Raw genomic sequence first — 22,575 nt, 5'->3', positions numbered from 1 at the left:
ACACAACGGCTGAGCTCGGGTCACCCCGCGTGCGCGCCGGTGTGGCTCCTCAGCAGACCGAGCCGCTGCAGATCGGTGACGTATTTTTCGATCAACGCCTCGGTCACGTGCGGCACGTCGTTGTCGTTGCCGATGCCCGCGGATTGCACTGCCGCACGGAACTTTTCGGCCGGCATACCGGTGCCCTGCGTCGGCTTACCGGGCTTCGCGTAGGCGCTCATCAGCGGCAGCAGCGAGTTCTTGCGCTGGTTGTCGGGCAGCGCCTGCATCGCCTCGGTGAAGCGGGCCAGCCACTGCTGATAATCGTCGATGCGCTCGATCTGGTGTCCGTCGGCGATGAGCCAGTCGACGAAGGTGTCCAGGGAGATGCCGTCGTCGTGGGTGTTGAGCACGTTGTAGGTGTGGTAGCCCTGCCGCGCGCTTGCGCCGAGGGTGGTGATGGCCGCCGCGGTAAAATCGGCGGGCAGCCCGTCGTAGTGGGCGCGCTGCGGGTTGCCGGCCGCGTCGAGCTGATAGAACGACCGCGGCGCGATCCCGGTGGCCACCACGCTCAGGATCAGCCGGGTGAACATGTCGGGCACGTTGAGCTGACCCGCGAAGTCGCTGTGCGCCAGGATCATGTCGGACCGGAACACCGCCACAGCAACGCCGCATAGGTCGTGGGCCTCCCGCAGCAGCACCTCGCCCGCCCATTTACTGCTGGCGTAACCGCTGGCATACGACTCGTCGAGGGACCGCGAAGGGCTCGCCGAGCGCACGTCGACGTCCTCGCCGATGAAGCTGCCGTCGGGCAGTGTGGTCACCGCCACGGTGGAGATGTAGTTGATCGGCTTGAGCCGCTTGGTGATCGCGAGCTTGATGATCTCAGCGGTGCCCACCACGTTGGGGCCGAACAGCTGGCTGTAGGGCAGCACGTGGTTGACCAGGGCGGCCGAATGCACGACGAGGTCGACCGTCTCGGCCAGTCGCTCGTAGGTGGGTGTGTCCAGGCCGAGGTTGGGCGCCCCCACGTCGCCGACGAGCACCCGCAGGTGCCGGTCGGCCAATCGCCGGAACCGCTCGGATAATTCGGCGTCACCGCTGTCGATCGCGGCCTCGATGCGCTGACGTCCGGCGGTCGGGTCGGCGCCGCGGGCCAGGCAGATCACCGTGCCGCCGCCCGGCGCCAGGCGCTCGAGCCAGTCCAGGCACAGAAAACGCCCCAGGTAGCCGTTGGCTCCGGTCAGAAGCACGGTGTTGATCTCGCCCGTCGCAGCCGGGAGCCCGGGAGCGGCGGCCAGCGTGTCAGCGTCGATGAAGCCGTCCAGCGTCAGGTCCGCGGCGCGCGCCTGCGTGGCGCCGCGCCCGTGCACCGACGCGAACGTCGGCCGCGTCGACGCCGACGTGCGTTCGCCGTCAACGAAATTCGCGACAGTGGTCAGGTTCGCGGTGGGGCTGACGATGGTCTGCACCGGCACATCGATGTTGAATATCTCGGACAAGAGTGTGGCGAAGGAAAACGCGGACAGCGAATCACCGCCGAGCTCAATGAACTTCGCGTCGGCGCGTAGCGCGGTGTCGGCCGGCAGGCCCAGGGTGGCCGCGGCCGCCCGCCGGACCGTATCGATGGTGGGCAGCTCGCGGCTGGCGGCGCGCAGTTCGCCGAGTTGGTTGCCGTGGCTGGCCTCGATGTCGTCGTACATCGCGTCGAGGCGTTCGCCGTAGCGCGCCTTGAGGGCCGGGCGCAGCAGCTTGCCGACCCCGGACAGCAGCCCGTTGTCCCGGGTGAAACGTTGTGGCTCCAACAGAAAGTCGCGCGGGATCTCATACGGGTGCAGGTGGGCGTCCGCGGCGATCCGTTGCAGCGAGTCGGCGATCAGGGCATGGGCGTCCCCGTCGCCGATCGCGTCGGTGTTCGGCACGATCACCGCGAGCAGGAACGGCTGCTCGCTGCTGCCGTAGAGGAAAATCTGCCGGATGTACGGGCTCGTCGAGAAGGTGGCCTCCAGCTGGGAGACTGCGACGAACTCGCCCTGCGAGAGCTTGATCACGTTGTTGCTGCGATCCAGATACACCAGGTGGTCGGGCCCCAGCTCGGCCATGATGTCGCCGGTCTTGTAGAACCCCTCGTCGTCGAAGATCTTCGCCGACAGCTCCGGGTGTTTGAAGTAGCCGGGAATCACGTTGGCGGCCTTCAGGCGTAGCTCGCCGCGCGGATACGGCTTGTCGGTGGTCAGGTAGCCCAGCTCGGGGACGTCGACCAGCTTGTAGTCGGTCACCGGTGGGCGCCGGATCCGGCCGCTGCGCATGATGCCGCCGCCGGTCTCGGTGGCCCCGTAGCCGTCGGCCACCGGGATGTCGAGCAACGATTCCATGAACGCATGCATCTGCTTGGACAGCGGGGCGCTGCCGCACATCGCCGAAATGACCCGCCCGCCGATGAAGTCTTGGCGCAGTTCGGCTTTCACCGCCTCGTCGAGCTGCTCGCCGGAAAGCTCACCGCCGGCGCGCTGGTCGAGCTCTTTGCGGTAACGCCGAAAGAACATGTCGCACACCCGCGGAACCAGGTTCAACGCCGTGGGCCGGACCAGGCCGATGTCGTCGAACAGGGTGGACATGTCGCTCTTGGCGGCGAAGTAGCCGATGCCCCCGGAGGACAGCGTGGCGATCAGCCACTCCAACCCGTACACGTGCGACAGCGGCATGTACTGCAGGTGGATCGCCGGGATCAGCCTGCCGATGTCCACCGATGGACTGTGCGGTCGCTGCCAGGTCCGGGTCATCATGTCGGCGGTGTACATGGCGCCCTTCGGCGCGCCGGTGCTCCCCGAGGTGTAAATGAGTGTGGCCAAAGGGTTTTCGCCATCGGCGGGGACGAACACCGGAGGTGGTGGGAGCCGGCGGCCCGCGTCGAGTTCAGTGGACAGCGACACCACCTCGGCGCGGTGCCCGGCGTCGCGCAACCGCGCGCGGGCGTGGTCGTAGTGGCCGCGCTGTTCGTCGTCCTCGCTGGTGTAGTCGAACACCACCAGACGCTCGAGGAAGGGCGCGTCGACGACGACGTCGACCGCGGTGCCCAGGGATTCGACGCTCACCGCGAGGATGCGGGGTTGCGTCTCGGCGACGATCGGGCCGAGCTGGGCCGCCGTGGAACTGGTCTGCAGCGGCACGAACACCGCGCCCAACCGAATGCACGCCAGGTAATGCACGACGTAGTCGATGCTGGTGAAACCGAGGACCGCGACGAAATCGCCCGGCGCGAAACCGCCGGCCAGGCCGGACTGCCACGCCGCGGCCAGCGCCGCGACCCGTTCCCCGAGCTCGCGGTAGGTGATGGTGTCGAATCCGGACAGCAGGGTGGTCGCCGCGCGGCCGGTCCCCGGATCGCGGACCACCTCGCAGCAGCGCTGCCCCAGCGCCGGCCGGTCGGCATAGCCGCGCAGATAGGTCTCGACGACCTCGGCCAGCCGCAATCCCGGGCGATGCGCGGCGTCGGTCACCTCCGGTGATGACGCGGCGGCCCGAAACTGCGGGTCGTTGGCGTACAGCTGCTCGACGCGTTCGGTCAGTCGCTGGTCGCGGCCCGGGTCGGTGACGGTCTCGGTCATCGGCGGCTTCCTCTCATCCCGGCGTCTGCCGCAGCCGTATACCCGTCCTGGCTGTGCCCAGTCAGCGCCATTGCCGTTCGATCGACTTGATCAGCGCGGTCAGCGTCGCGTTCACCGGCGCGGCAACGCCCACCCGGGCGCCCTGGCGTGGCACCGCGCCGTTGATGACGTCGATCTCGCTGACCCGGCGCGCCTCGTGGTCCAGCAGCGCCGACGGTTTGGCGTCGGGCATTTGCGCGCCGAAGGCGCGGACGTGTTCGACCGCGTCGGTGACGGCGACGGCGATGCCCGACGCCCGCGCGACGGTCCACGCCTCGGTGGCGGCCGCCTGGCTGACCGGCGCCATGTCGGGGTCGTCCATCACCTGCCCGACGGTCATGCCGGTGAGCGCGCACGGCGCGCTGTAGGCGGCGTTGCAGATCAGCTTCTCCCACTGCATGGCGGCGATGTCGGTGACCGCGGCCGCGTCGAATCCGGCCTCGGTCCAGGCCCGCGCGATAGTTTCGACGGTCGCGTGCGGCAGCGACGAGTACGCCCCGAACCGCATCGCCTTCATGGCGTTGTGGCGGACGTGGCCGGGGGCCACGGTCGCCGCGCCGAATCCGCTGGCGATGCCGACGGCGACCCGCTGGTCGCCGACGATGCCGGCCACAATCTCCGCCGAGCCCAGCCCGTTCTGGATGGTCAGCACCGGTGTGCGCGCACCCAGCATCGGAAGCGCTTGCCGCGCACCGGTTCTCACGTCGGCGGCCTTCACGGCGAGCACGATCAGATCCATCACCTCGTCCGGCGCGGTGGTGCTGGCCCGCAGCGGCACCACCCGGTCGTAGCCGGGGCCGGTGACCCGCAGGCCGTGCTGGGCGATCCGATCGACGCTGGGCTGGTGGCGGTCGATGGCCAACACGTCGTTGCCCGCCGCGGCCAGTCTGGCCGCATAGATGGAACCCATGGCGCCGCAGCCGATTACCGCGATCTTCATCCGCACTCTCCGTCTCAGGTGGTCAGCTCGGCGATCAATTCGGCCACGCCGGTCTTCTGCTCGAGCCCGAACCCCGCGGCGTCGCTCGGCGAGATTCGGCCTGCCGTCAGCGCGCAGGCATCGGGGTAGCCGCCGAACGGCGCGAACACGCCGGGGTAGGCCTCGCAGCCGCCCAGGCCCAGCCCGGCGGCGACGTGCAGGTTGATCAGGTGACCGCCGTGCGGGAACGCGAAGGCGCGATCGAAGCCGTGGGCCGCCGCGACGTCGAGCATCCGGAGGTATTCGGTCAGACCGTAGCTCAGTCCCGGATCCATTTGGAAGACATCGTGATCGGGCCGCATCCCGCCGTAGCGCACCAGATTGGTCACGTCCGGCACCGAGAAGAGGTTCTCGCCGGTGGCCACCGCGCCGTCGTAGCAGTCGGTCACCGCCCGGTTCAGCGCGTAATCCAGGGGATCGCCCGGCTCTTCGTACCAGCGCAGGCCGTAGGGGCCGAGCGCGGCCGCCCACCGGGTTGCCTCGTCGCGGTCGAACCGGCCGTTCGCGTCCACCGCGACCCGTCCGGCGTCGCCGACGATGTCGATGACGGCCTCGATGCGCGCCAGGTCCTCCTCCAGCGGGGCGCCGCCGATCTTCATCTTGACCGCGTCATAGCCCGCGTCGAGATACCCGCGCATTTCGCGGCGCAGCTGTTCGACACCGCCGTAGGCGTAGTAGTAGCCGCCGGCGGCGTACACCGGCACCGACGGCGCGGGCGTTCGTCCGGCGTGGCGGGCGATGGTCACGCAGGCCGGCTCGTCGCGCAGCTTGGCGTTCAGGTCCCAGCAGGCCAGTTCCAGCGCGGCCGCGGCCGCGGCCCGGTCCCCGTGACCGCCCGGCTTCTCGTCGGCGAGCGCACACGCCAGGACCGCGGCGGGATCCCGCCATCCGGACCCGTCCAGCAGCTCGTCGGGGGAGGCCGCCAGCACCCGCGGGATCATCCGGTCGCGCAGGATCCCGCCCTGGGCGAACCGCCCGATCGAGTCGAAGGCCACGCCCACCACCGGCCGCCCGTGCCGGACCGCATCGGTGATCACCGCGACCAGGGAGACCGTGTGGCGGGAGAAGTCGACCACCGCGTTGGCGGGGCCGCCGCGCCGACCGCCGTCCAGGCCGACGGACCGTTCGACGATCGCCGTGATCCGCATCACCTGGTCGTCAAGCAGTCCGCGGCAGTCGCATACCGCTATCCAACTCGGGGCGCCGGGCCAGGACAACCCACCCGTCGACGGAGTGGGTCTACTGTCGTCTGATGGGAGAGGCAGCGGGTAACGAGGCCGCCCGGCGCGCCGAGGAGCTGCTGCGCAGGGGGGAGGAGTTGTCCGCGGGCAAGGCCATCACCGAGGACGACGTGCGGCGAGCCGCCGAGCACGCGCAGCGCTCCCACGAGCGCGACCAGACGGCACACCGGCGCGGCGTGCAGCGTCACTACCAGGCCGGTGTCGCGCACGAGCGCGCCGCCGAAGTCGAAGAGCGCGCGGTCGCCGAGCGGCTCGGCGATGTCGAGGCGCACCGGCGTGCGGCGGAAAAAGAACACGAGGCCGCGCGCCGCAACTTCATCGCGGCGCAGGAAGCCGGCGAGCAGGACGCCGATTAACCCGGCCACCGGGGACCGCGCCGTCCTCCCATAGCACGTTCTGCTACACCCTGTAGTGGATTGTCGCGCGCGGGCTGGGACACTGGTCGTCATGGGAAGCAGTGACCAGGCGACCGCGCACGCCACCGGGGCCCGCCGGGCTACGGCGGCGTCGGAACGGTTGTTCGAGGATGCCTGCGCCGTCATTCCCGGTGGGGTGAACTCGCCGGTCCGCGCGTTCACCGCCGTGGGCGGGACGCCGCCGTTCATCACCGAGGCGCGCGGCTGCCTGCTGACCGACGCCGACGGCAACCGTTACGTGGACCTGGTCTGCTCGTGGGGGCCGATGATCCTGGGACACGCCCACCCGGCCGTCGTCGAGGCCGTGGCCAAGGCGGCCGCGTCGGGCCTGTCGTTCGGGGCGCCCACCCCGGCCGAGAGTGAGCTGGCCGCCGAGATGATCGCGCGGGTGGCACCGGTCGAACGGATCCGGCTGGTCAACTCCGGCACCGAGGCCACCATGAGCGCGGTGCGGTTGGCCCGCGGCTTCACCGGCCGGGCCAAGGTGGTCAAGTTCTCCGGCTGCTACCACGGCCACGTCGACGCGTTGCTGGCCGACGCGGGCTCCGGGGTGGCGACGCTGGGCCTGCCGTCCTCGCCCGGAGTCACCGGTGCGACGGCGGCCGACACGATCGTGTTGCCCTACAACGACATCGACGCCGTGCGGCAGACCTTCGCCCGCTTCGGCGACCAGATCGCGGCGGTGATCACCGAGGCCAGCCCCGGCAACATGGGTGTGGTCCCGCCCGCGCCCGGCTACAACGCGGCGCTGCGCGCGATCACCGCCGAGCACGGCGCGCTGCTGATCGTCGACGAGGTGATGACCGGCTTCCGGGTCAGCCGAAGTGGTTGGTATGGAATCGATCCCGTCGACGCCGACCTGTTCACCTTCGGCAAGGTGATGAGCGGCGGGCTGCCGGCCGCCGCGTTCGGCGGGCGCGCCGAGGTGATGGAGCGCCTCGCCCCGCTGGGCCCGGTCTATCAGGCCGGCACGCTCTCGGGTAACCCGGTGGCGATGGCCGCCGGGCTGGCCACCCTGCGCAACGCCGACGCCGCCGCCTACGCGACGCTGGATGCCAACGCCGACCGCCTGGCCGGGCTGTTCTCCGATGCGCTCACGAATGCTGGTGTGGCACACCAGATTCCGCGTGCCGGCAACATGCTCAGCGTGTTCTTCTCCGAGACGCCGGTGACGGACTTCGCGTCCGCGCGGGCCACCCAGACGTGGCGCTATCCGCCGTTCTTCCACGCGCTGCTCGACGCGGGCGTATACCCGCCGTGCAGCGCCTTCGAGGCCTGGTTCGTCTCGACCGCGCTGGACGACGCCGCGTTCGACCGCATCGCGCACGCCCTGCCCGCCGCGACCAGGGCCGCCGCGCAAGCCGAGGAGGGCAAGTCCTGATGGCCGAGCAGACCCGGGTGCACGTCGTGCGGCACGGTGAGGTGTACAACCCGAGCGGCATCCTCTATGGCCGCCTACCCGGATTCCACCTCTCCGACAACGGCCGCGCGCAGGCGGCCGCGGTGGCCGATGCGCTGGCACACCGCGACGTCGTCGCGGTGATCGCCTCGCCGCTGCAACGGGCCCAGGAGACCGCCGCGCCCATCGCCGCCAAGCACGGGCTGGCCGTGGACACCGACCCGGATTTGATCGAATCGGCGAACTTCTTCGAAGGCCGCCGCGTCAGCCCCGGCGACGGCGCCTGGCGCGACCCGCGGGTCTGGTGGCAGCTGCGCAACCCGTTCCGCCCGTCCTGGGGTGAGCCGTACGCCGAGATCGCGGCCCGGATGCAGACGGCGGTGGACAAGGCTCGCGCCCGCGGGGCCGGCCACGAGGTGGTGTGCGTCAGCCACCAACTCCCGGTGTGGACGCTGCGGCTGCACGTGACCGGCCAGCGGCTGTGGCACGACCCGCGGCGGCGGCAGTGCGGGCTCGCGTCGGTGACCACCCTGGTCTACGACGGCGACCGGCTGGTCGACCTCGAGTACAGCGAACCGGCGGCGTCTTGATCGCGCGACGTTTCGTGATCGCCGGGGTGTTGCTGACGGGCCTGCTCGGCGGCTGCTCCTCGGGGCACGACGCCGTCGCGCAGGGCGGCACCTTCGAATTCGTCTCGCCCGGCGGCAAGACCGACATCTACTACGACCCGCCGTCGCGCCGCGGGCGCCCCGGACCGCTGTCCGGGCCCGATCTGGCCGATCCCGCGCACACGCTGTCGCTGGACGACCCGATCTTCGCGGGCCGGGTCGTGGCGATCAACATCTGGGGGCAGTGGTGCGGGCCGTGCCGCGCCGAGGTCACCCAGCTGCAGCAGGTGTATGACGCCACCCGCGGCGCCGGGGTGTCTTTTCTCGGCATCGACGTCCGGGACAACAACCGGCAGGCCGCGCTGGACTTCGTCAACGACCGGCAGGTGACGTTCCCGTCCATCTATGACCCGGCGATGCGCACCCTGATCGCGTTCGGCGGCAGATACCCCACCACCGTGATCCCGTCCACGCTGGTGCTGGACCGCCAGCACCGCGTCGCGGCGGTCTTCCTGCGCGAACTGCTGGCGACCGACCTGCGGCCGGTGGTGCAGCGGCTGGCCGGCGAGGATGCGCCCACCCCGGCCAAGGCGGGGCCGGCGCAGCGATGACCGGACTCACCCAGATCGCCGCCGCCGGACCGCTTCTGGTGGCCCTCGGTGTGTGCCTGCTGGCCGGGCTGGTGTCCTTCGCCTCGCCGTGCGTGGTGCCGCTGGTGCCGGGCTATCTGTCCTACCTGGCCGCGGTCGTCGGCGTCGACGAACAGCCGCCCGCAGGAGCCGTCAAAGCGCCGCCGGGCGCCCGCTGGCGGGTCGCGGGGTCCGCGGCGTTGTTCGTCGCCGGGTTCACCACGGTGTTCGTGCTCGGCACCGTCGCCGTCCTCGGCATGACGACCACGCTGATCACCAACCAACTGGTGCTGCAGCGGGCCGGGGGAGTGCTGACCATCGTCATGGGCTTGGTGTTCGTGGGCCTCATCCCGGCCTTGCAACGCCAGGCCCGGTTCAGCCCGCGGCAGCTGACGACGGTTGCCGGCGCGCCGCTGCTGGGCGCGGTGTTCGCGTTGGGCTGGACGCCCTGCCTCGGCCCGACGCTGGCCGGCGTGATCACCGTGGCCTCGGCCACCGACGGCGCCAGCGTGGCGCGCGGAATCGTGTTGGTGATCGCCTACTGCCTGGGGCTGGGCATCCCGTTCGTGCTGCTGGCATTCGGCTCGGCGGGCGCGGTCGGCGGGCTGAGCTGGCTGCGCCGGCACACCCGGGCCATCCAGATCTTGGGCGGTGTCCTGCTGATCGCCGTCGGCGCGCTGCTGGTGACCGGGGTGTGGAACGACTTCGTCTCCTGGCTGCGCGACGCGTTCGTCTCCGACGTCAGGTTGCCGATTTGAGACGCCTCCTGGCCTGGGGCCGTAACACCTGGCGCGCGCTGACCTCGATGGGCACCGCGCTGGTGCTGTTGTTCCTGCTCGCCCTCGGCGCGATCCCGGGGGCACTGCTGCCCCAGCGCAACCTCAACGCCGGCAAGGTCGACGACTACCTCAAGGCGCACCCGGTGATCGGCCCGTGGCTGGATCGGTTGCAGGCCTTCAACGTCTTCTCCAGCTTCTGGTTCACCGCCATCTACGTGCTGCTGTTCGTGTCCCTGGTCGGCTGCCTCACCCCGCGGATGATCGAGCACGTCCGCAGCCTGCGGTCCACCCCGGTGGCCGCCCCGCGCAACCTGTCCCGGCTGCCCAAGTACTCGCACCGGCAGATCCAGGCCGGCGCCGACGAGCTGAACGCCCTGGCCAACACCCTGGCCGGGCGGCTGCGCGGCTGGCGCACCGCCATCCGGCACCGCGAGGCCGGCGACGCGGCCGCCCCGGACGCCGTCTTAGAAACAGTGGAAGTGTCCGCCGAAAGGGGCTACCTGCGCGAGTTCGGCAACATCGTCTTCCACTTCTCGTTGCTGGGGCTGCTGGTCGCGGTGGCCGTCGGCAAGCTGTTCGGCTACGAGGGCAACGTCATCGTCATCGCCGACGGCGGACCCGGCTTCTGCTCGGCCTCGCCGGCCGCGTTCGACTCGTTCCGGGCCGGCAACACCGTCGATGGCACCTCGCTGCACCCGCTGTGCATCCGGGTCGACGACTTCACGGCGCACTACCTGCCCTCGGGGCAGGCCACCTCGTTCGCCGCGCACATCGACTACCAGTCCGGCGACGACCTGAGCACCAACCGCTGGCGCCCTTACCAGCTGGAGGTCAACCACCCGCTGCGGCTCGGCGGAGACCGGGTGTACCTGCAGGGACACGGCTACGCGCCCACCTTCAGCGTCACCTTCCCGGACGGGCAGATCCGCTCGGCGACCGTGCAGTGGCGGCCTGACAACCCGCAGACCCTGCTCTCGTCGGGCGTGGTGCGCATCGACCCGCCCGCCGGCAGCTATCCCAACGCCGCCGAACGCCGCAACCACGAGATCGCCATCCAGGGTCTGCTGGCGCCGACCGAGCAGCTGGACGGCACGCTGCTGTCGTCGCGCTTCCCGGCCCTGGACGCCCCGGCGGTGGCCGTCGACATCTACCGCGGCGATACCGGGCTGGACACCGGGCGGCCCCAGTCGCTGTTCACCCTGGATCCCCGCCTGATCGAGCAGCACCGGTTGACCAAGGAGAAGCGGGTCAACCTGCGTGCGGGACAGTCGGTGCGGATCGATCAGGGGCCGGCGGCGGGCACGGTGATCCGCTTCGATGGGGCGGTGCCGTTCGTCAACCTGCAGGTCTCGCACGACCCGGGCCAGACCTGGGTGCTCGTCTTCGCCATCACGATGATGGGCGGGCTGGTGGTGTCGCTGCTGGTGCGCCGCCGCCGGGTGTGGGTCCGTCTGACGCCCGACGCCGGCGGGTCGCCCGGTACGGTGAACGTCGAACTGGGTGGCCTGGCGCGCACCGACAACTCCGGTTGGGGCGACGAGTTCGAGCGACTGTCCGATCGGCTGTTCCCCGCAAGCGGGTGGTACCCCCGCACCGGGCCGGAAGCCCCCGACGCCGCAAGCGCCGCGACGCCCACCGCGTCCGGCGGCGACGCGACACCCGCAGCGTCCAAAAGGAGTTCTGAGGTGGACGTCAAATGAATACGGTGCACGTCAACATCGAGCTGGCGCGCTACTCCGACTGGGCGTTCACGTCCGCGGTGGTGGCTTTGGTGATCGCCCTGCTGTTGCTGGCCTTCGAGCTGGCCTATGTCGGGGCCCGAGCCGGCGGGCGCCGCGCCGATCAGCGCGCCCGGGTGCTGACCGGCGCCGTCAGCGCCGACTCCGCCGCCCCCGGGGTGGTCGAAGAGGCGATCCAGCGCCCGATCGACGAGCGGGTCGGTCGGGCCGGGCTGGCCGTGGTGTACCTGGGCATCGGGCTGCTGCTGGCCTGCCTGGTGCTGCGTGGCCTGGCCACCCTGCGGGTGCCGTGGGGCAACATGTACGAGTTCATCAACCTGACCTGCCTGTGCGGGTTGATCGCCGGGGCGGTCGTGCTGCGCCGCCCGCAATACCGCCCGCTGTGGGTCTTCCTGCTGCTGCCGGTGCTGATCCTGCTGACGGTGTCGGGTCGCTGGCTCTACACCAACGCCGCGCCGGTGATGCCCGCGCTGCAGTCCTACTGGCTGCCCATCCACGTGTCGGTGGTCAGCCTGGGGTCGGGGGTGTTTTTGGTGGCCGGCATCGCCAGCATCCTGTTCCTGCTGCGCACGTCGCCGCTGGCGGACCCCGACCGCGGGACGCACAGCGCGCTGAGCCGGCTGGTGCAGCGGTTCCCGGACGCCCAGACGCTGGACCGCATCGCCTATCGGACGACGATTTTCGCTTTTCCGGTGTTCGGCTTCGGCGTCATCTTCGGGGCCATCTGGGCCGAAGAAGCCTGGGGCCGATATTGGGGCTGGGATCCCAAGGAGACGGTGTCCTTCGTCGCCTGGGTGATTTACGCCGCCTACCTGCACGCCAGGTCGACCGCGGGATGGCGGGACAGGAAAGCCGCCTGGATCAATGTGGCGGGGTTCGTGGCCATGGTCTTCAATCTGTTCTTCGTTAACCTGGTCACTGTCGGCCTGCATTCTTATGCGGGTGTCGGGTGACGGTGTACAACCGGCCCGAATAGGAAAAAACGGGAAAAACGCACAACAAGGGGGAGTGCAGTGACCGAGCATCCAACGACGGGCGTGGGGTCGCCCGAACAACCGACCACGCAGCTACCCCCACAGGCACCGTCGACGGCAGGCCAGCAGGAGACCGCCCAACCGCAGGCCGAGTCCGGCGGTGACGCCCCCACCCGCGCCTTCGCCGGATTCCGCACCGAACGCCGCGTCCCCGGCCCCGAACGTCAGCCCGCCGCGCCGCCCACGGCGCCCCGGCCGGGCGGGATGCCGCCCTGGGACTCCACGCCGGTGACCGGCATCCCGCGCGTCGACCCCACGGCGTACGGCGCCTACTACACCGGCCCGGACGCGCCGCCCACCCAGATTCAGGGGGCGCCGCAGCGCCCGGAGCACCTGCCGCACACGCCGTACCCGGAACTGTCCACCGGCATGCTGCTGCGCCCGGTCGCCCCGCCGCCGTCCGACGGGTGGCGGCTGCTGCTGTTCAAGCTGTCCGGCGGGCTGATCAACCTGGGTGAGAGCCCCCGAGCCACCCGGTACAACAACCTGGTCGCCCAGGTGAACCGGCCCCTGCGGGGCTCCTACCGGGTGGCGTTCCTGTCGCTGAAGGGCGGCGTCGGCAAGACCACGATCGCCGCGACGCTGGGCGCCACCTTCGCCTCCATCCGGGGCGACCGGGTGGTGGCGGTGGACGCCAACCCCGACCGCGGGACGCTGAGCCAGAAGATCCCGCTGGAGACGGCCGCGACAGTGCGCCAGCTGCTGCACGACGCCGGAACCATCGAGCGCTACAGCGACGTGCGCCGCTACACCTCCAAGGGGCCGAGCGGCCTGGAGGTGCTGGCGTCCGAGACCGACCCCGCCGTCTCGGAGGCGTTCAGCGCGCAGGACTACGAGCGGATCCTGGACATCCTGGAACGGTTCTACGGCCTGGTGCTGACCGACTGCGGACCCGGGCTGCTGCACTCGGTGATGAGCTCGGTGCTGCAGAAGGCGGACGCGCTCATCGTGGTCAGCTCGGCGTCCATCGACGGCGCCCGCAGCGCGTCGGCGACGCTGGACTGGCTGGACGCCCACGGCCACGAGAACCTGGTCCGCAATTCCATCGCCGTCATCAACGGGGTGAAGCCGCGCCCGGGCAAGGTCGACATGAACAAGGTGATCGACCACTTCTCCCGGCGCTGCCGTGCGGTTCAGCTGGTGCCGTTCGACCCGCACCTCGAAGAGGGGGCCGAGATCGAACTGGACCGGCTCCGGCGCGGGACGCGCGAGGCGCTCACCGAGTTGGCGGCCATCGTCGCCGACGGGTTCCCCGGCGACCAGCACAACCCGGGAGTGCTGGGTTAACCGGGTTCAGCGCGGATTGTCGCCGTGACCCAACCGCCGCAGGAAATCCGGATCGTCGTCGGGCCCGATGACGCGCGTCTTCGGCCGGTGGGCCTGCGATCGCGCCGCACGCCAGCCGACGTAGATCAGCGTCCCCAAAATCACGACGAGCAGCAGGTAGAGCACTCAACACCTCCTTCGGGCGAATATACCCGCGCCGTAGGCTCGGCTTGTGTCACAAGAAGCTAGCGACGACAGCACCGGGACCGCGCCGGACCCCGCCGCGAACGAGGGCGCGGTGCCGCCCGCCGGAAACCGGGTCGCCGGACCCGTGTTGGCGTACATGGCGGCGCGGGTGCTGCTGGCGGCCGCGCTCACCGGCGTCATCTATGGGGTGGCCCGCGTGGCGGGCATCAGCCAGTTCCCGATCGTGGTGGCCGTGCTGTTCGCCCTGATCATCGCGATGCCGTTGGGCATCTGGGTGTTCGCCCCGCTGCGCCGGCGCGCCACCGCCGCGCTCGCGATCGCCGGGGAACGACGCCGCCGCGAGCGCGACCTGCTGCAGGCCCGGCTGCACGGGGACGCCCCGCTCGGGGGCGCCGGCGACCGGGCCGGCGACCAAGAATCAGGGCGCGGCTAGCCGTTCGGCAGCCGCACCACCTGCGCGGCGTAGCTCAGGCCGGCGCCGTAGCCGAGCAGCAGGGCCAGATCGCCGGCCTTGGCCGCCCCGGTGCTCAGCAGTTCGGCCATCGCCAGCGGAATGGACGCCGCCGAGGTGTTTCCGGTGTGCTCGATGTCGTTGGCCACCACCGCATCCGGGCGCAGCTCCAGGCTCTTGGCCAGCACCTCGTTGATCCGGCTGTTGGCCTGATGCGGCAGGAAGACGTCGATCTCGTCGGGCCGCACCCCCGCCGCGTCCATGGCCTGGCGACCGACCTTGCCCATCTCGAACGCCGCCCACCGGAACACCGCGCTGCCTTCCAGCCGCAGGTACGGGCGCTCGCCGGTGCGGTTGTCCAGGAAGTCGATCCATTCGATGTCCTGGCGGATGGCGGTGGCCTGCGCACCGTCGCTGCCCCAGATGGTGGGCCCGATGCCCTGGTCGGGCGTCTCGCCCACCACCACTCCGGCCGCGCCGTCGGCGAAGATGAAGCAGTTGCTGCGGTCCGTCATGTCCACCGTCGGGGACAGCTTCTCCGAGCCGAGCACCAGCACCTTGGCGGCCGTCCCGCCGCGCACCATGTCGGCGGCCACCCCGAGCGCGTAGCCGAAGCCCGCGCACCCCGCCGAGACGTCGAACGCGGGCACGCCGCCCGCACCCAGCGCGGTCGCGACCGCCGGCGCGCACGCGGGGGTCTGGGTGAAATGGGTGCTGGTGGCGACGATGACGCAATCGATGTCGGCCGGCTCGAGGGACGCCTTGGCGATGGCTTCCTGTCCGGCGGCGGTCGCCATGGACGTGACGGACTCGTCGCGCCGGGCGAAGCGGCGGGTCTTGATTCCGGTTCGGGTGAAGATCCACTCGTCGGAGGAGTCGATGTTCTCGCACAGCTCGTCGTTGGTGACCACCCGCTCGGGGCGGTATGACCCCACACTGAGCAAGCCGATGTTCGTGGGCCCGCTGGTCGCGGCAATCCTGTTCATTGCGGTCCTCCGCTGTCGCCGAGCAGACGCAAAGGTACCCCAGAAGCGCCGCGCTCGGAGGTCTTTGCGTGCACTGTGGGTCGCCCTTACGTAGTCGTTAGGTAGTCACCGTCAACGCCGTCGCCACCGCGACCGCCCACACCACCATCGCCAGCCCGGTGTCGCGCAGCACCGGGATCAGCTCGGGGCCGCCGCGGCCCGAGCGCACCGGGGCCGCCGCGCGCAGCGCCAGCGGGGTGGCCACCAATCCGACGGCGCACCACGGTGTCGCCAGCATGAGCACCAGGGTCAGCACCCCCGCGGTCCCCAGCAGCGCCTGGTACAGGATCCGGGTGCGCGCATCGCCCAGCCGCACCGCCAAGGTGACCTTGCCCGAGCGGGCATCGGTCGGGATGTCCCGCAGGTTGTTGGCCACCAGCACCGACGAGGACAACGCCCCGACCGACACCGCCAGCACCAGGCCCACCCAGTCCACCCGCAGCGCCTGGGTGAACTGGGTGCCCAGCACGGCGACGAGCCCGAAGAATAGGAACACGGCGACCTCGCCGAGACCGGCGTAGCCGTAGGGTTTCGACCCGCCGGTGTACAACCACGCCCCGGCGATGCAGGCCGCGCCGACCGCGATCAGCCACGGCGCGCTGTACAGCGCGAGCGCGAGCCCGGCCAGCGCGCCGACGGTCAGGCTGGCGACCGCGGCGGACAGCACCGCGCGCGGCGCCGCCAGCCGCGAGCCGACCAGGCGCACCGGGCCGGCCCGGTCGTCGTCGGTGCCGCGGATGCCGTCCGAGTAGTCGTTGGCGTAGTTGACGCCGATGGTCAGCGCGAGCGCGACGGCCAGCGCCAGCAGCGCCTTCCACCACACCGCCGATCCCAGCCATCCCGCCGCCCCGGTGCCCGCGACCACCGGTGCCACCGCGTTGGGCAGCGTCCGCGGCCGCGCGCCCGAAATCCACTGCCCGAAATTGGCCACACGAACATCCTGCCAGGACGCGGGCCCGCGGTCGGCGGGCCGCACCGGCGATCGCCCGAGGCGTCATGCACCACAATGGTCGGATGCTCGGAGTCATCGGTGGCAGCGGCTTCTACACCTTCTTCGGATCCGACGCCCGCGACGTCACCGTCGACACTCCGTACGGTTCGCCGAGCGCGTCGGTCACCGTTGGCGCCGTGGGTGACCACGAGGTGGCCTTCCTGCCCCGCCACGGCGCCAAGCACGAGTTCTCCGCGCACACCGTGCCGTATCGCGCCAACATGTGGGCGCTGCGCAAGCTCGGCGTGCGGCGGGTGCTCGCGCCGTGCGCGGTCGGCAGCCTCAAACCCGAACTCGGCCCCGGCGCCGTCGTGGTGCCCGACCAACTCGTCGACCGCACCCGGGGCCGCGCCGACACCTATTTCGACTCCGGCGGCATCCACGTCGACTTCGCCGACCCGTACTGCCCGGCGCTGCGCGACGCGGTGACCGGCCTGCCCGACGTGCCGCGCGTCGTTGATGGCGGCACCATGGTGGTGATCCAGGGTCCGCGCTTTTCCACCCGCGCCGAAAGCCGCTGGTTCGCCTCGGCCGGTTTCTCGCTGGTCAACATGACCGGCTACCCGGAGGCGGTGCTCGCCCGTGAGCTCGAAATGTGCTATGCGGCAATCGCTTTGGTGACCGACCTGGATGCCGGTGTGAGCGCCGGCGAGGGCGTGAAGGCCGTCGACGTGTTCGCCCAGTTCGAGAAGAACGTCGAACTGTTCAAGACGCTGGTGCGCCGGGCCATCGCCCGCATCGCCGCCGACCGCAGCTGCACGCACTGCCTGCCGCACGCCGGCGTCACCCTGCCCATCGAGCTGCCGTGAGGGTGCTGCTGACCGGGGCGGCCGGCTTCATCGGTGCGCGGGTCGACGCCGCCCTGCGGGCGGCGGGACACGATGTCGTCGCCCTGGACGCGTTGCTGCCCGCCGCGCACGGCCCGAATGCGGTGCTGCCGCCCGGATGTCAGCGCGTCGACGTGCGCGACGCCGACGCGCTGGTCCCCCTGCTGGCGGGCGTGGACGTGGTGTGTCACCAGGCGGCGATGGTGGGCGCGGGCGTGGACGCCGCCGACGCCCCCGCCTACGGCGGGCACAACGACCTGGCCACCTCGGTGCTGTTGGCGCAGATGTTCGCCGCCGGGGTGCGCCGCCTGGTGCTGGCCTCGTCGATGGTGGTGTACGGGCAGGGCAGCTATGACTGCGAGCGGCACGGGCCCGTGGATCCGCTGCCGCGGCGACGGGCCGACCTGGACGCCGGGGCCTTCGAGCACCGCTGCCCGATCGGCGGCGAGGAACTGCGCTGGCGCCTGGTCGACGAGGATGCCTGCCTGCGGCCGCGCAGCCTGTACGCCGCCAGCAAGACCGCCCAGGAGCATTACGCCCTGGCCTGGGCCGAGGCCACGGGCGGCTCGGTGGTGGCGCTGCGCTACCACAACGTCTACGGCCCCGGCATGCCGCGCGACACCCCCTACTCCGGGGTGGCGGCGATCTTCCGCTCGGCGCTGGAAAAGGGTGACCCGCCAAGGGTTTTCGAGGACGGCGGGCAGATGCGCGACTTCGTCCACGTCGACGACGTGGCCGCTGCCAACGTGGCGGCCACCCAGCCACGCGACGGTTTCACCGCGGTCAATGTGTGCTCGGGACAACCCATTTCGATTCTTCAGGTGGCCGGCGCGCTGTGCGACGCGCGCGGCGGCTCGCTGTCCCCGGTAATCACCGGGCAGTATCGCAGCGGCGACGTGCGCCACATCGTCGCCGACCCGTCCCGGGCCGCCGAGGTGCTGGGTTTCCGCGCGGCCGTCGCGCCGGGGGACGGGCTGCGCGAATTCGCCTTCGCCCCGCTTCGGTGAGCGCTAACCCTGCGGCGGGCGGTAGATCTGCGGCTTCTGCGCGGCGATCTGCCGCGTTCCGGTGTCGTCGCCGCGGAAGATGCGGGGCCCGCCCGCCAGCGGGGGTATCTCGGTGGTCGGCGGTTCGTGGTCCGCGCCGGGTCCGCCGCTGGGGATGCGGGTGGTCGCCGCGGCCGACGGGCCGGCGCCCTGCGCGACGGGGACCCGGGTGGTCGGCGCCGCCGCGTTCGCCGCGGCGGCGCGCCTGCGGGCGGCGCGGCGGGCCAGCCGCCGGCCGCTCAGCTGGCCGGTGACGATGGCCGCCGCCAGGATGCCCAGCGCCATGCCGCACAGCGTCACGTCGAAGGTGCTGGTGATCTGCTGGGCCAGGTTGTTGCCGTAGACCGGATGCAGCGCAGGCGAATTCGGTGAGTCCGCGAACCGCGGCGCCAGCTCGACGCCCACGATGACACGGGCGACGCTGAGCGCGGCGACCAGTCCGCACAGCGAGGTGACCATGCGCGCCGACAGGGTGGCCAGCCTGCGGCGCAGCCAGATCGTCAGCACCGCGGTCACCAGATCGAACGCGGCCAGCACGATGCTGTCGTACCGCGAGAACGGGTAGTTCAGGATCACGCCGACGACCAGGTCGGTGATCCGCATCGCCATCGACCCCACACACCAGATGGCGATGAGCAGCAAGCCATTTCGGGTCGTTTCCCGCCACGCGGATTCCTCCGTCGGCGAGGCGTTGCGGTGCCCGAACAGCGCCCGCGGCACGAACAGCGCCGCCCCGGCCGTCCACGCCAGGTAGCCCTCGAACCCGACTCCGGCGGTCGACGTGTTCTGCGCGATGCCGTGGAACGCGTCGAGGTCACGACCGGCGGGCAGGAACCACACCAGGATCCCGGCGGCCAGCGTCGAGGCGCCGAGCGCGATGGTGGTCAGCCGGCTCGCCCGGGTGCTGCGCAGCAGCCACCTGGAGGCGACCAGGACGGCGACCAGCGCCACCACGCCGTACACCACCGCGGTCACGATCACGGCGATGTTCTGCTTGCCGAATTCCTGCGCGCCGCCGGTGCTTTGCAGCGCGTACCGCACCCGCCAGTACAGGTTGAAACCAAAGCTGAGCACCGCCGCGAGCATGGACAGCGCGCCGATCACCCGCGCCGATCTGTGCCAGCCGGTGGACTCGTCGCCCGCCGGAACCGGTCCGGCGAGCGCGCCCGCCGGCACCGCCTGGGCGCTCAACAGCGCGCCGGCCACCCCGGCCCACGCCCCCGGACCGACGCCGCCCGGCACGTTGACCGTGCCGCCGAAACGGACGGTCTCGTAGGCGTCGAACACCACGAAGCCGAGCACCAGCAGCAGGTAGGGGACGTTGAGCGCCAGGCGAAGCCGGGCGGCCCGCGCCGGGTTGAACCGCGCGCCGGCCGAGCGCCAGGAACCGGCCAGGGCGACGGCGGCGACGGCAAGCACCGTCACCACGATCAACACCGCCGCCCACGTCGCGCTGCTGTCCGGGATGCCCAGGCCGAAGTAAAGGTTCCACGGCAGGAACAGCGCGAGGACCAGCAAAGCCACCGCGGCCAGGTCGCCGGCGACGTGCCGGTAGCGCTTCGGGTCCGCGGTCACCGGCCCGCTGCCGCCCGTGGCGTGTGGGCGGATGATCCGGGTGGCCGGCGCTTGCTGGGCCTGACCGCGGATCGGGCCGGTAGGGGTGTCGTCGCTGCTCTGGCTCACCATGCCCCCAGGGATTCAAGGACCGATATTCGTGGCGCGGTTTCGGGTGTTCGGCCGGGGCTCACCCCGCCGAGCCGAGTGCACTGCTCGCTTGCGAACATATTCTCCGTTCGGATGCCGTGGCAGTGGCTCAGACCGGCTGCCGGGGCGGAGACGATTCCGCGGCGAGGCGTCCTGTCGTTCGAAAAGCTGGTTACGCTGCGCTAGTAGACGAAGCTTGTCGCCTGAATTATCAACGGTATCGCAAGTGTAGTGATGCCGGGACATGCTGGTTGCGGGGTAGCCGGGGTGAAGGAGAAGCGGGATGGACGTCGTTCTGGGGGTCGCGGTCACCGGCCCCGTCGCCCGCTTGGCGCTCGTCGGGCCGGGCGCGCAGGGGGAGGTGATCGATCAATCCGTCGTCGACCTCGCTGACAACCCGATCGGGACGCTGACTGAGACCGTGGTCGGCACGAACCGGCTGCTGGCCGACGAGAACCACCGGCTGATCGGCACCCGGGTGTGCTGGCCGGACAACCCGGCCGCCGACCGGCTGCGGCGGGCGCTGGAGGATTCCGGCGTCCACAACGTGGCGGTGCTCTCGGAGTCGCAGGCGGTGGCCGCCCTGATGCGCGCGGCCGGCCGGCCGGGTGCGGCGCTGGTGATGGACGACGCGACGGCGACGCTGTCGATGGTCGGTTCCGGCGACGGCGACCCGGACGCGCCGCCGACGGTGCTGGCCACCCAGCAGCTGGCCGACGCTCCCGGCGGCGATGCGACGGCCGCCTTCCACACCATGATGGCGAACCTCGGCGGCCACCCGGACGCCCCGCAAGACGTGTACCTGCTCGGCGCCTCGCCGGAGCTGCACCGGGTCGCCGACGAGCTTCGCGACGGCTCGACCATGCGCGTGCAGGTCGCCGAGGACCCCACCTTTGCGCTGGCCCGCGGCGCGGCCATCGCCGCCGCTCCGGCGCTCGCGGCGGGGGCGCTCGCGGCGGGGGCGCTCGCGGCGGGGGACGCGACGGCCCTGGCGCCGGCGGTCGGGCTCACCGGCGACGAGACGGCGATGGCCCCGGCGTTCGGGGATGCCACCGCGATGGCGCCCGCGGCCGGGCCCGTCGGGGACGAGACGGCCGTTGTGCCGGCAGCGGAGTTCGCCGATCCGAACGCCGAAGACCACCAGCTGGCCTATTCGCTGGCCGATGACGGCGAGCAGTACCCGGGCGAATTCGACGAGTACGACCCCGAACTCGACGACTACGAGTACGGCGACATCGATGAGGCCGAGGCCAAGCTATCGCGGCGGTCGTTGGTGATCGGCAACGCCGTCGTGGCGTTCGCGGTCGTCGGGCTGGCCTCGCTGGCCACCGCGATCGCGGTCGCCGTCGAGCCCACCGCCAGCCGCCAGCCGGTGGTGGGGGTCCAGAACGGCACGCCGGGCAAGTTCATGCCGATCCTGCCCAGTCAGCAGCAGGCGCCGCTGCCGCCACCCCCGGCCGATGCGCCCAACGCCGGATTCCAGGGCGGCATCGTCCCGGCCCCGAACAACCCGATTCCGCAACAGGTCGCGCCGCCGTCGGGAGGCGGCGTGCCGGCCGGTCCGGTTCCCGAGGCCCCGGTCAACCCCGGCGTCGTGCCCAATCCCGATCCCGGTTGGGCGCCGCGCCCCAATCCCATTGTGCCGGTTCCCATTCCGATTCCCATCCCGATTCCGGGGTGGGGTCCGAATTACCCGCCTTACAACCCGCCGTACAACCCTCCCTACACGCCGCCGACGACGACCTTCTCGCCTCCGACGACGACGTTTTCGCCGCCGACCACCACCTACGAGCCGCCGACGACGACGTATTCGCCTCCGACGACGACCTATTCGCCGCCGACCACCACGCACGAGCCGCCGACGACGACGTATTCGCCTCCGACGACGACGTATTCGCCGCCGAGCACCACGCACGCGCCACCGACGACGACGTATGCCCCGCCGAGCACCAAGGTGACCACCCAGGCGCCCGCCCCGACCCACACCCAGCAGACCGTGCCGCCGACGCATTCGCAGCCGGTGTTCCCGCAGGAGCCGCACCCCCACCGCGGGTTCTGAGCGTGCCCGACGCCGACGGGCTGGTCACGGTGGTGCTGCCCTGTCTCAACGAGGAGGAGTCGCTGCCGACCGTGCTGGCCTCCCTCCCCACCGGTTACCGCGCGTTGGTGGTCGACAACAACAGCACCGACGACACCGCCGGGGTCGCGAGCCGGCACGGCGCCCACGTCGTCGCCGAACCGCGGGCCGGATACGGCTCGGCCGTGCACGCGGGCGTGCTGGCCGCGACCACCCCGATCGTGGCGGTCATCGACGCCGACGGCTCGATGGACGGCGGCGAGCTGCCCCGGCTGGTCGCCGAGCTGCAGCGCGGCGCCGACCTGGTGACCGGCCGGCGCCGCCCGGTGCCCGGACTGCACTGGCCGTGGGTGGCCCGGGTGGGCACGGTCGTCATGAGCTGGCGACTGCGCACCCGCCACGGCCTGCCCGTGCACGACATCGCGCCGATGCGGGTGGCCCGCCGCGATGCCCTGCTGCAGCTCGGCGTCGCCGACCGGCGATCCGGCTACCCGCTGGAATTGCTGGTCCGCGCGGCGGCCGCCGGCTGGC

The 22,575-nt window shown here is 71.3% G+C and carries 20 protein-coding genes; 13 read left to right on the top strand and 7 right to left on the bottom strand.

Annotation, left to right across the window (positions count from 1 at the left end; genetic code table 11):
* Positions 1-20: 20 nt before the first annotated feature.
* From car to A9W96_RS18960, 3 genes are all read right to left on the bottom strand, one after another.
* Entirely contained in the window at positions 21-3,587 is a 3,567-nt protein-coding gene (gene car / locus A9W96_RS18970; RefSeq protein ID WP_067142049.1) for a carboxylic acid reductase, read from the bottom strand.
* 61 nt (positions 3,588-3,648) lie between these two features.
* Positions 3,649-4,566 carry a ketopantoate reductase family protein gene (locus A9W96_RS18965; RefSeq protein WP_067142045.1) on the bottom strand — a complete coding sequence of 306 codons (918 nt, stop codon included), beginning with the start codon at positions 4,564-4,566 and terminating at the stop codon, positions 3,649-3,651.
* Positions 4,567-4,580: 14 nt separating this feature from the next.
* Positions 4,581-5,753, bottom strand: coding sequence for an enolase C-terminal domain-like protein (locus tag A9W96_RS18960; RefSeq protein WP_067142042.1), 1,173 nt, complete (start codon positions 5,751-5,753; stop codon positions 4,581-4,583).
* A 104-nt stretch (positions 5,754-5,857) separates the two neighbouring features.
* Between A9W96_RS18960 and A9W96_RS18955 the strand changes: the two genes are divergently transcribed.
* The 8 genes from A9W96_RS18955 (at position 5,858) to A9W96_RS18920 (ending at position 13,737) form a co-directional block, all read left to right on the top strand.
* Entirely contained in the window at positions 5,858-6,202 is a 345-nt protein-coding gene (locus tag A9W96_RS18955) for a hypothetical protein (RefSeq protein WP_066871692.1), read from the top strand.
* A 91-nt stretch (positions 6,203-6,293) separates the two neighbouring features.
* Positions 6,294-7,643 carry a glutamate-1-semialdehyde 2,1-aminomutase gene (gene hemL, locus A9W96_RS18950; protein WP_067023590.1) on the top strand — a complete coding sequence of 450 codons (1,350 nt, stop codon included), beginning with the start codon at positions 6,294-6,296 and terminating at the stop codon, positions 7,641-7,643.
* The gene (locus A9W96_RS18945; protein ID WP_067023592.1) at positions 7,643-8,251 is read left to right on the top strand and encodes a histidine phosphatase family protein; all 609 of its coding nucleotides are present in this window, start codon (positions 7,643-7,645) and stop codon (positions 8,249-8,251) included. The genes hemL and A9W96_RS18945 overlap by 1 nt, the downstream gene beginning before the upstream one ends.
* Complete coding sequence (locus tag A9W96_RS18940) at positions 8,248-8,880, top strand: TlpA disulfide reductase family protein (RefSeq protein ID WP_067142039.1); 633 nt, start codon at positions 8,248-8,250, stop codon at positions 8,878-8,880. The genes A9W96_RS18945 and A9W96_RS18940 overlap by 4 nt, the downstream gene beginning before the upstream one ends.
* On the top strand, positions 8,877-9,656 hold the full coding sequence (locus tag A9W96_RS18935; protein WP_066871704.1) for a cytochrome c biogenesis CcdA family protein: 780 nt from the start codon (positions 8,877-8,879) through the stop codon (positions 9,654-9,656). The genes A9W96_RS18940 and A9W96_RS18935 overlap by 4 nt, the downstream gene beginning before the upstream one ends.
* A 47-nt stretch (positions 9,657-9,703) precedes the next feature.
* Entirely contained in the window at positions 9,704-11,377 is a 1,674-nt protein-coding gene (locus A9W96_RS18930; RefSeq protein WP_066871706.1) for a cytochrome c biogenesis protein ResB, read from the top strand.
* Complete coding sequence (gene ccsB / locus A9W96_RS18925; protein ID WP_067142036.1) at positions 11,374-12,369, top strand: c-type cytochrome biogenesis protein CcsB; 996 nt, start codon at positions 11,374-11,376, stop codon at positions 12,367-12,369. Before A9W96_RS18930 ends, ccsB begins: the two co-directional genes overlap by 4 nt.
* Before the next feature lie 60 nt (positions 12,370-12,429).
* The gene (locus A9W96_RS18920) at positions 12,430-13,737 is read left to right on the top strand and encodes a MinD/ParA family protein (RefSeq protein WP_066871709.1); all 1,308 of its coding nucleotides are present in this window, start codon (positions 12,430-12,432) and stop codon (positions 13,735-13,737) included.
* A gap of 6 nt (positions 13,738-13,743) precedes the next feature.
* On the opposite strand, the gene A9W96_RS31575 is transcribed toward A9W96_RS18920, so the two are convergent.
* Positions 13,744-13,902: a hypothetical protein gene (locus tag A9W96_RS31575; protein ID WP_112709269.1), complete on the bottom strand. Its 159-nt coding sequence runs from the start codon at positions 13,900-13,902 to the stop codon at positions 13,744-13,746.
* Between the two features lie 46 nt (positions 13,903-13,948).
* On the opposite strand from A9W96_RS31575, the gene A9W96_RS18915 reads away from it, so the two are divergent.
* Positions 13,949-14,356, top strand: coding sequence for a DUF4229 domain-containing protein (locus A9W96_RS18915; RefSeq protein WP_067142033.1), 408 nt, complete (start codon positions 13,949-13,951; stop codon positions 14,354-14,356).
* On the opposite strand, the gene A9W96_RS18910 is transcribed toward A9W96_RS18915, so the two are convergent.
* Together A9W96_RS18910 and A9W96_RS18905 are read right to left on the bottom strand one after the other, a co-directional pair.
* Positions 14,353-15,360 (bottom strand): beta-ketoacyl-ACP synthase III, encoded by a 1,008-nt coding sequence (locus A9W96_RS18910; RefSeq protein WP_066878587.1) that lies wholly within the window; start codon positions 15,358-15,360, stop codon positions 14,353-14,355. The two genes, A9W96_RS18915 and A9W96_RS18910, sit on opposite strands and share 4 nt — an antisense overlap.
* A gap of 97 nt (positions 15,361-15,457) precedes the next feature.
* Positions 15,458-16,330: a 1,4-dihydroxy-2-naphthoate polyprenyltransferase gene (locus A9W96_RS18905; protein WP_067142070.1), complete on the bottom strand. Its 873-nt coding sequence runs from the start codon at positions 16,328-16,330 to the stop codon at positions 15,458-15,460.
* Positions 16,331-16,413: 83 nt separating this feature from the next.
* On the opposite strand from A9W96_RS18905, the gene A9W96_RS18900 reads away from it, so the two are divergent.
* Positions 16,414-17,199 carry an S-methyl-5'-thioadenosine phosphorylase gene (locus tag A9W96_RS18900; protein ID WP_067142031.1) on the top strand — a complete coding sequence of 262 codons (786 nt, stop codon included), beginning with the start codon at positions 16,414-16,416 and terminating at the stop codon, positions 17,197-17,199.
* The gene (locus tag A9W96_RS18895) at positions 17,196-18,224 is read left to right on the top strand and encodes an NAD-dependent epimerase/dehydratase family protein (protein WP_067142028.1); all 1,029 of its coding nucleotides are present in this window, start codon (positions 17,196-17,198) and stop codon (positions 18,222-18,224) included. The genes A9W96_RS18900 and A9W96_RS18895 overlap by 4 nt, the downstream gene beginning before the upstream one ends.
* 3 nt (positions 18,225-18,227) lie before the next feature.
* Here the strand turns inward: A9W96_RS18895 and A9W96_RS18890 are convergent, their stop codons facing one another.
* Positions 18,228-19,949 carry a hypothetical protein gene (locus tag A9W96_RS18890; RefSeq protein ID WP_067142025.1) on the bottom strand — a complete coding sequence of 574 codons (1,722 nt, stop codon included), beginning with the start codon at positions 19,947-19,949 and terminating at the stop codon, positions 18,228-18,230.
* A gap of 301 nt (positions 19,950-20,250) precedes the next feature.
* Between A9W96_RS18890 and A9W96_RS18885 the strand changes: the two genes are divergently transcribed.
* Both A9W96_RS18885 and A9W96_RS18880 read left to right on the top strand, forming a co-directional pair.
* A complete protein-coding gene (locus A9W96_RS18885) occupies positions 20,251-22,026 on the top strand; it encodes a hypothetical protein (RefSeq protein ID WP_067142023.1) in 1,776 nt (591 codons plus the stop codon).
* A 2-nt stretch (positions 22,027-22,028) separates the two neighbouring features.
* Positions 22,029-22,575 (top strand): glycosyltransferase family 2 protein (locus A9W96_RS18880; protein WP_082972470.1); only part of this gene is annotated, 547 nt, incomplete at its 3' end.

It is taken from the genome of Mycobacterium sp. 1245852.3, from assembly GCF_001669335.1.
Taxonomy (GTDB): domain Bacteria; phylum Actinomycetota; class Actinomycetes; order Mycobacteriales; family Mycobacteriaceae; genus Mycobacterium; species Mycobacterium europaeum_A.
This window is presented reverse-complemented; position numbering and strand designations above follow the sequence as displayed.

Bases quoted from the DNA above. Each gene is read 5' to 3' on its own strand.
- A9W96_RS18900 (WP_067142031.1), top strand. From the start codon at position 16,414: ATGCTCGGAGTCATCGGTGGCAGCGGCTTCTACACCTTCTTCGGATCC.
- A9W96_RS18955 (WP_066871692.1), top strand. From the start codon at position 5,858: ATGGGAGAGGCAGCGGGTAACGAGGCCGCCCGGCGCGCCGAGGAGCTG.
- A9W96_RS18885 (WP_067142023.1), top strand. From the start codon at position 20,251: ATGGACGTCGTTCTGGGGGTCGCGGTCACCGGCCCCGTCGCCCGCTTG.
- car (WP_067142049.1), bottom strand. From the start codon at position 3,587: ATGACCGAGACCGTCACCGACCCGGGCCGCGACCAGCGACTGACCGAA.
- A9W96_RS18930 (WP_066871706.1), top strand. From the start codon at position 9,704: ATGGGCACCGCGCTGGTGCTGTTGTTCCTGCTCGCCCTCGGCGCGATC.
- A9W96_RS18890 (WP_067142025.1), bottom strand. From the start codon at position 19,949: ATGGTGAGCCAGAGCAGCGACGACACCCCTACCGGCCCGATCCGCGGT.
- A9W96_RS18965 (WP_067142045.1), bottom strand. From the start codon at position 4,566: ATGAAGATCGCGGTAATCGGCTGCGGCGCCATGGGTTCCATCTATGCG.
- hemL (WP_067023590.1), top strand. From the start codon at position 6,294: ATGGGAAGCAGTGACCAGGCGACCGCGCACGCCACCGGGGCCCGCCGG.
- A9W96_RS18910 (WP_066878587.1), bottom strand. From the start codon at position 15,360: ATGAACAGGATTGCCGCGACCAGCGGGCCCACGAACATCGGCTTGCTC.
- A9W96_RS18945 (WP_067023592.1), top strand. From the start codon at position 7,643: ATGGCCGAGCAGACCCGGGTGCACGTCGTGCGGCACGGTGAGGTGTAC.
- A9W96_RS18960 (WP_067142042.1), bottom strand. From the start codon at position 5,753: ATGCGGATCACGGCGATCGTCGAACGGTCCGTCGGCCTGGACGGCGGT.
- A9W96_RS18935 (WP_066871704.1), top strand. From the start codon at position 8,877: ATGACCGGACTCACCCAGATCGCCGCCGCCGGACCGCTTCTGGTGGCC.
- ccsB (WP_067142036.1), top strand. From the start codon at position 11,374: ATGAATACGGTGCACGTCAACATCGAGCTGGCGCGCTACTCCGACTGG.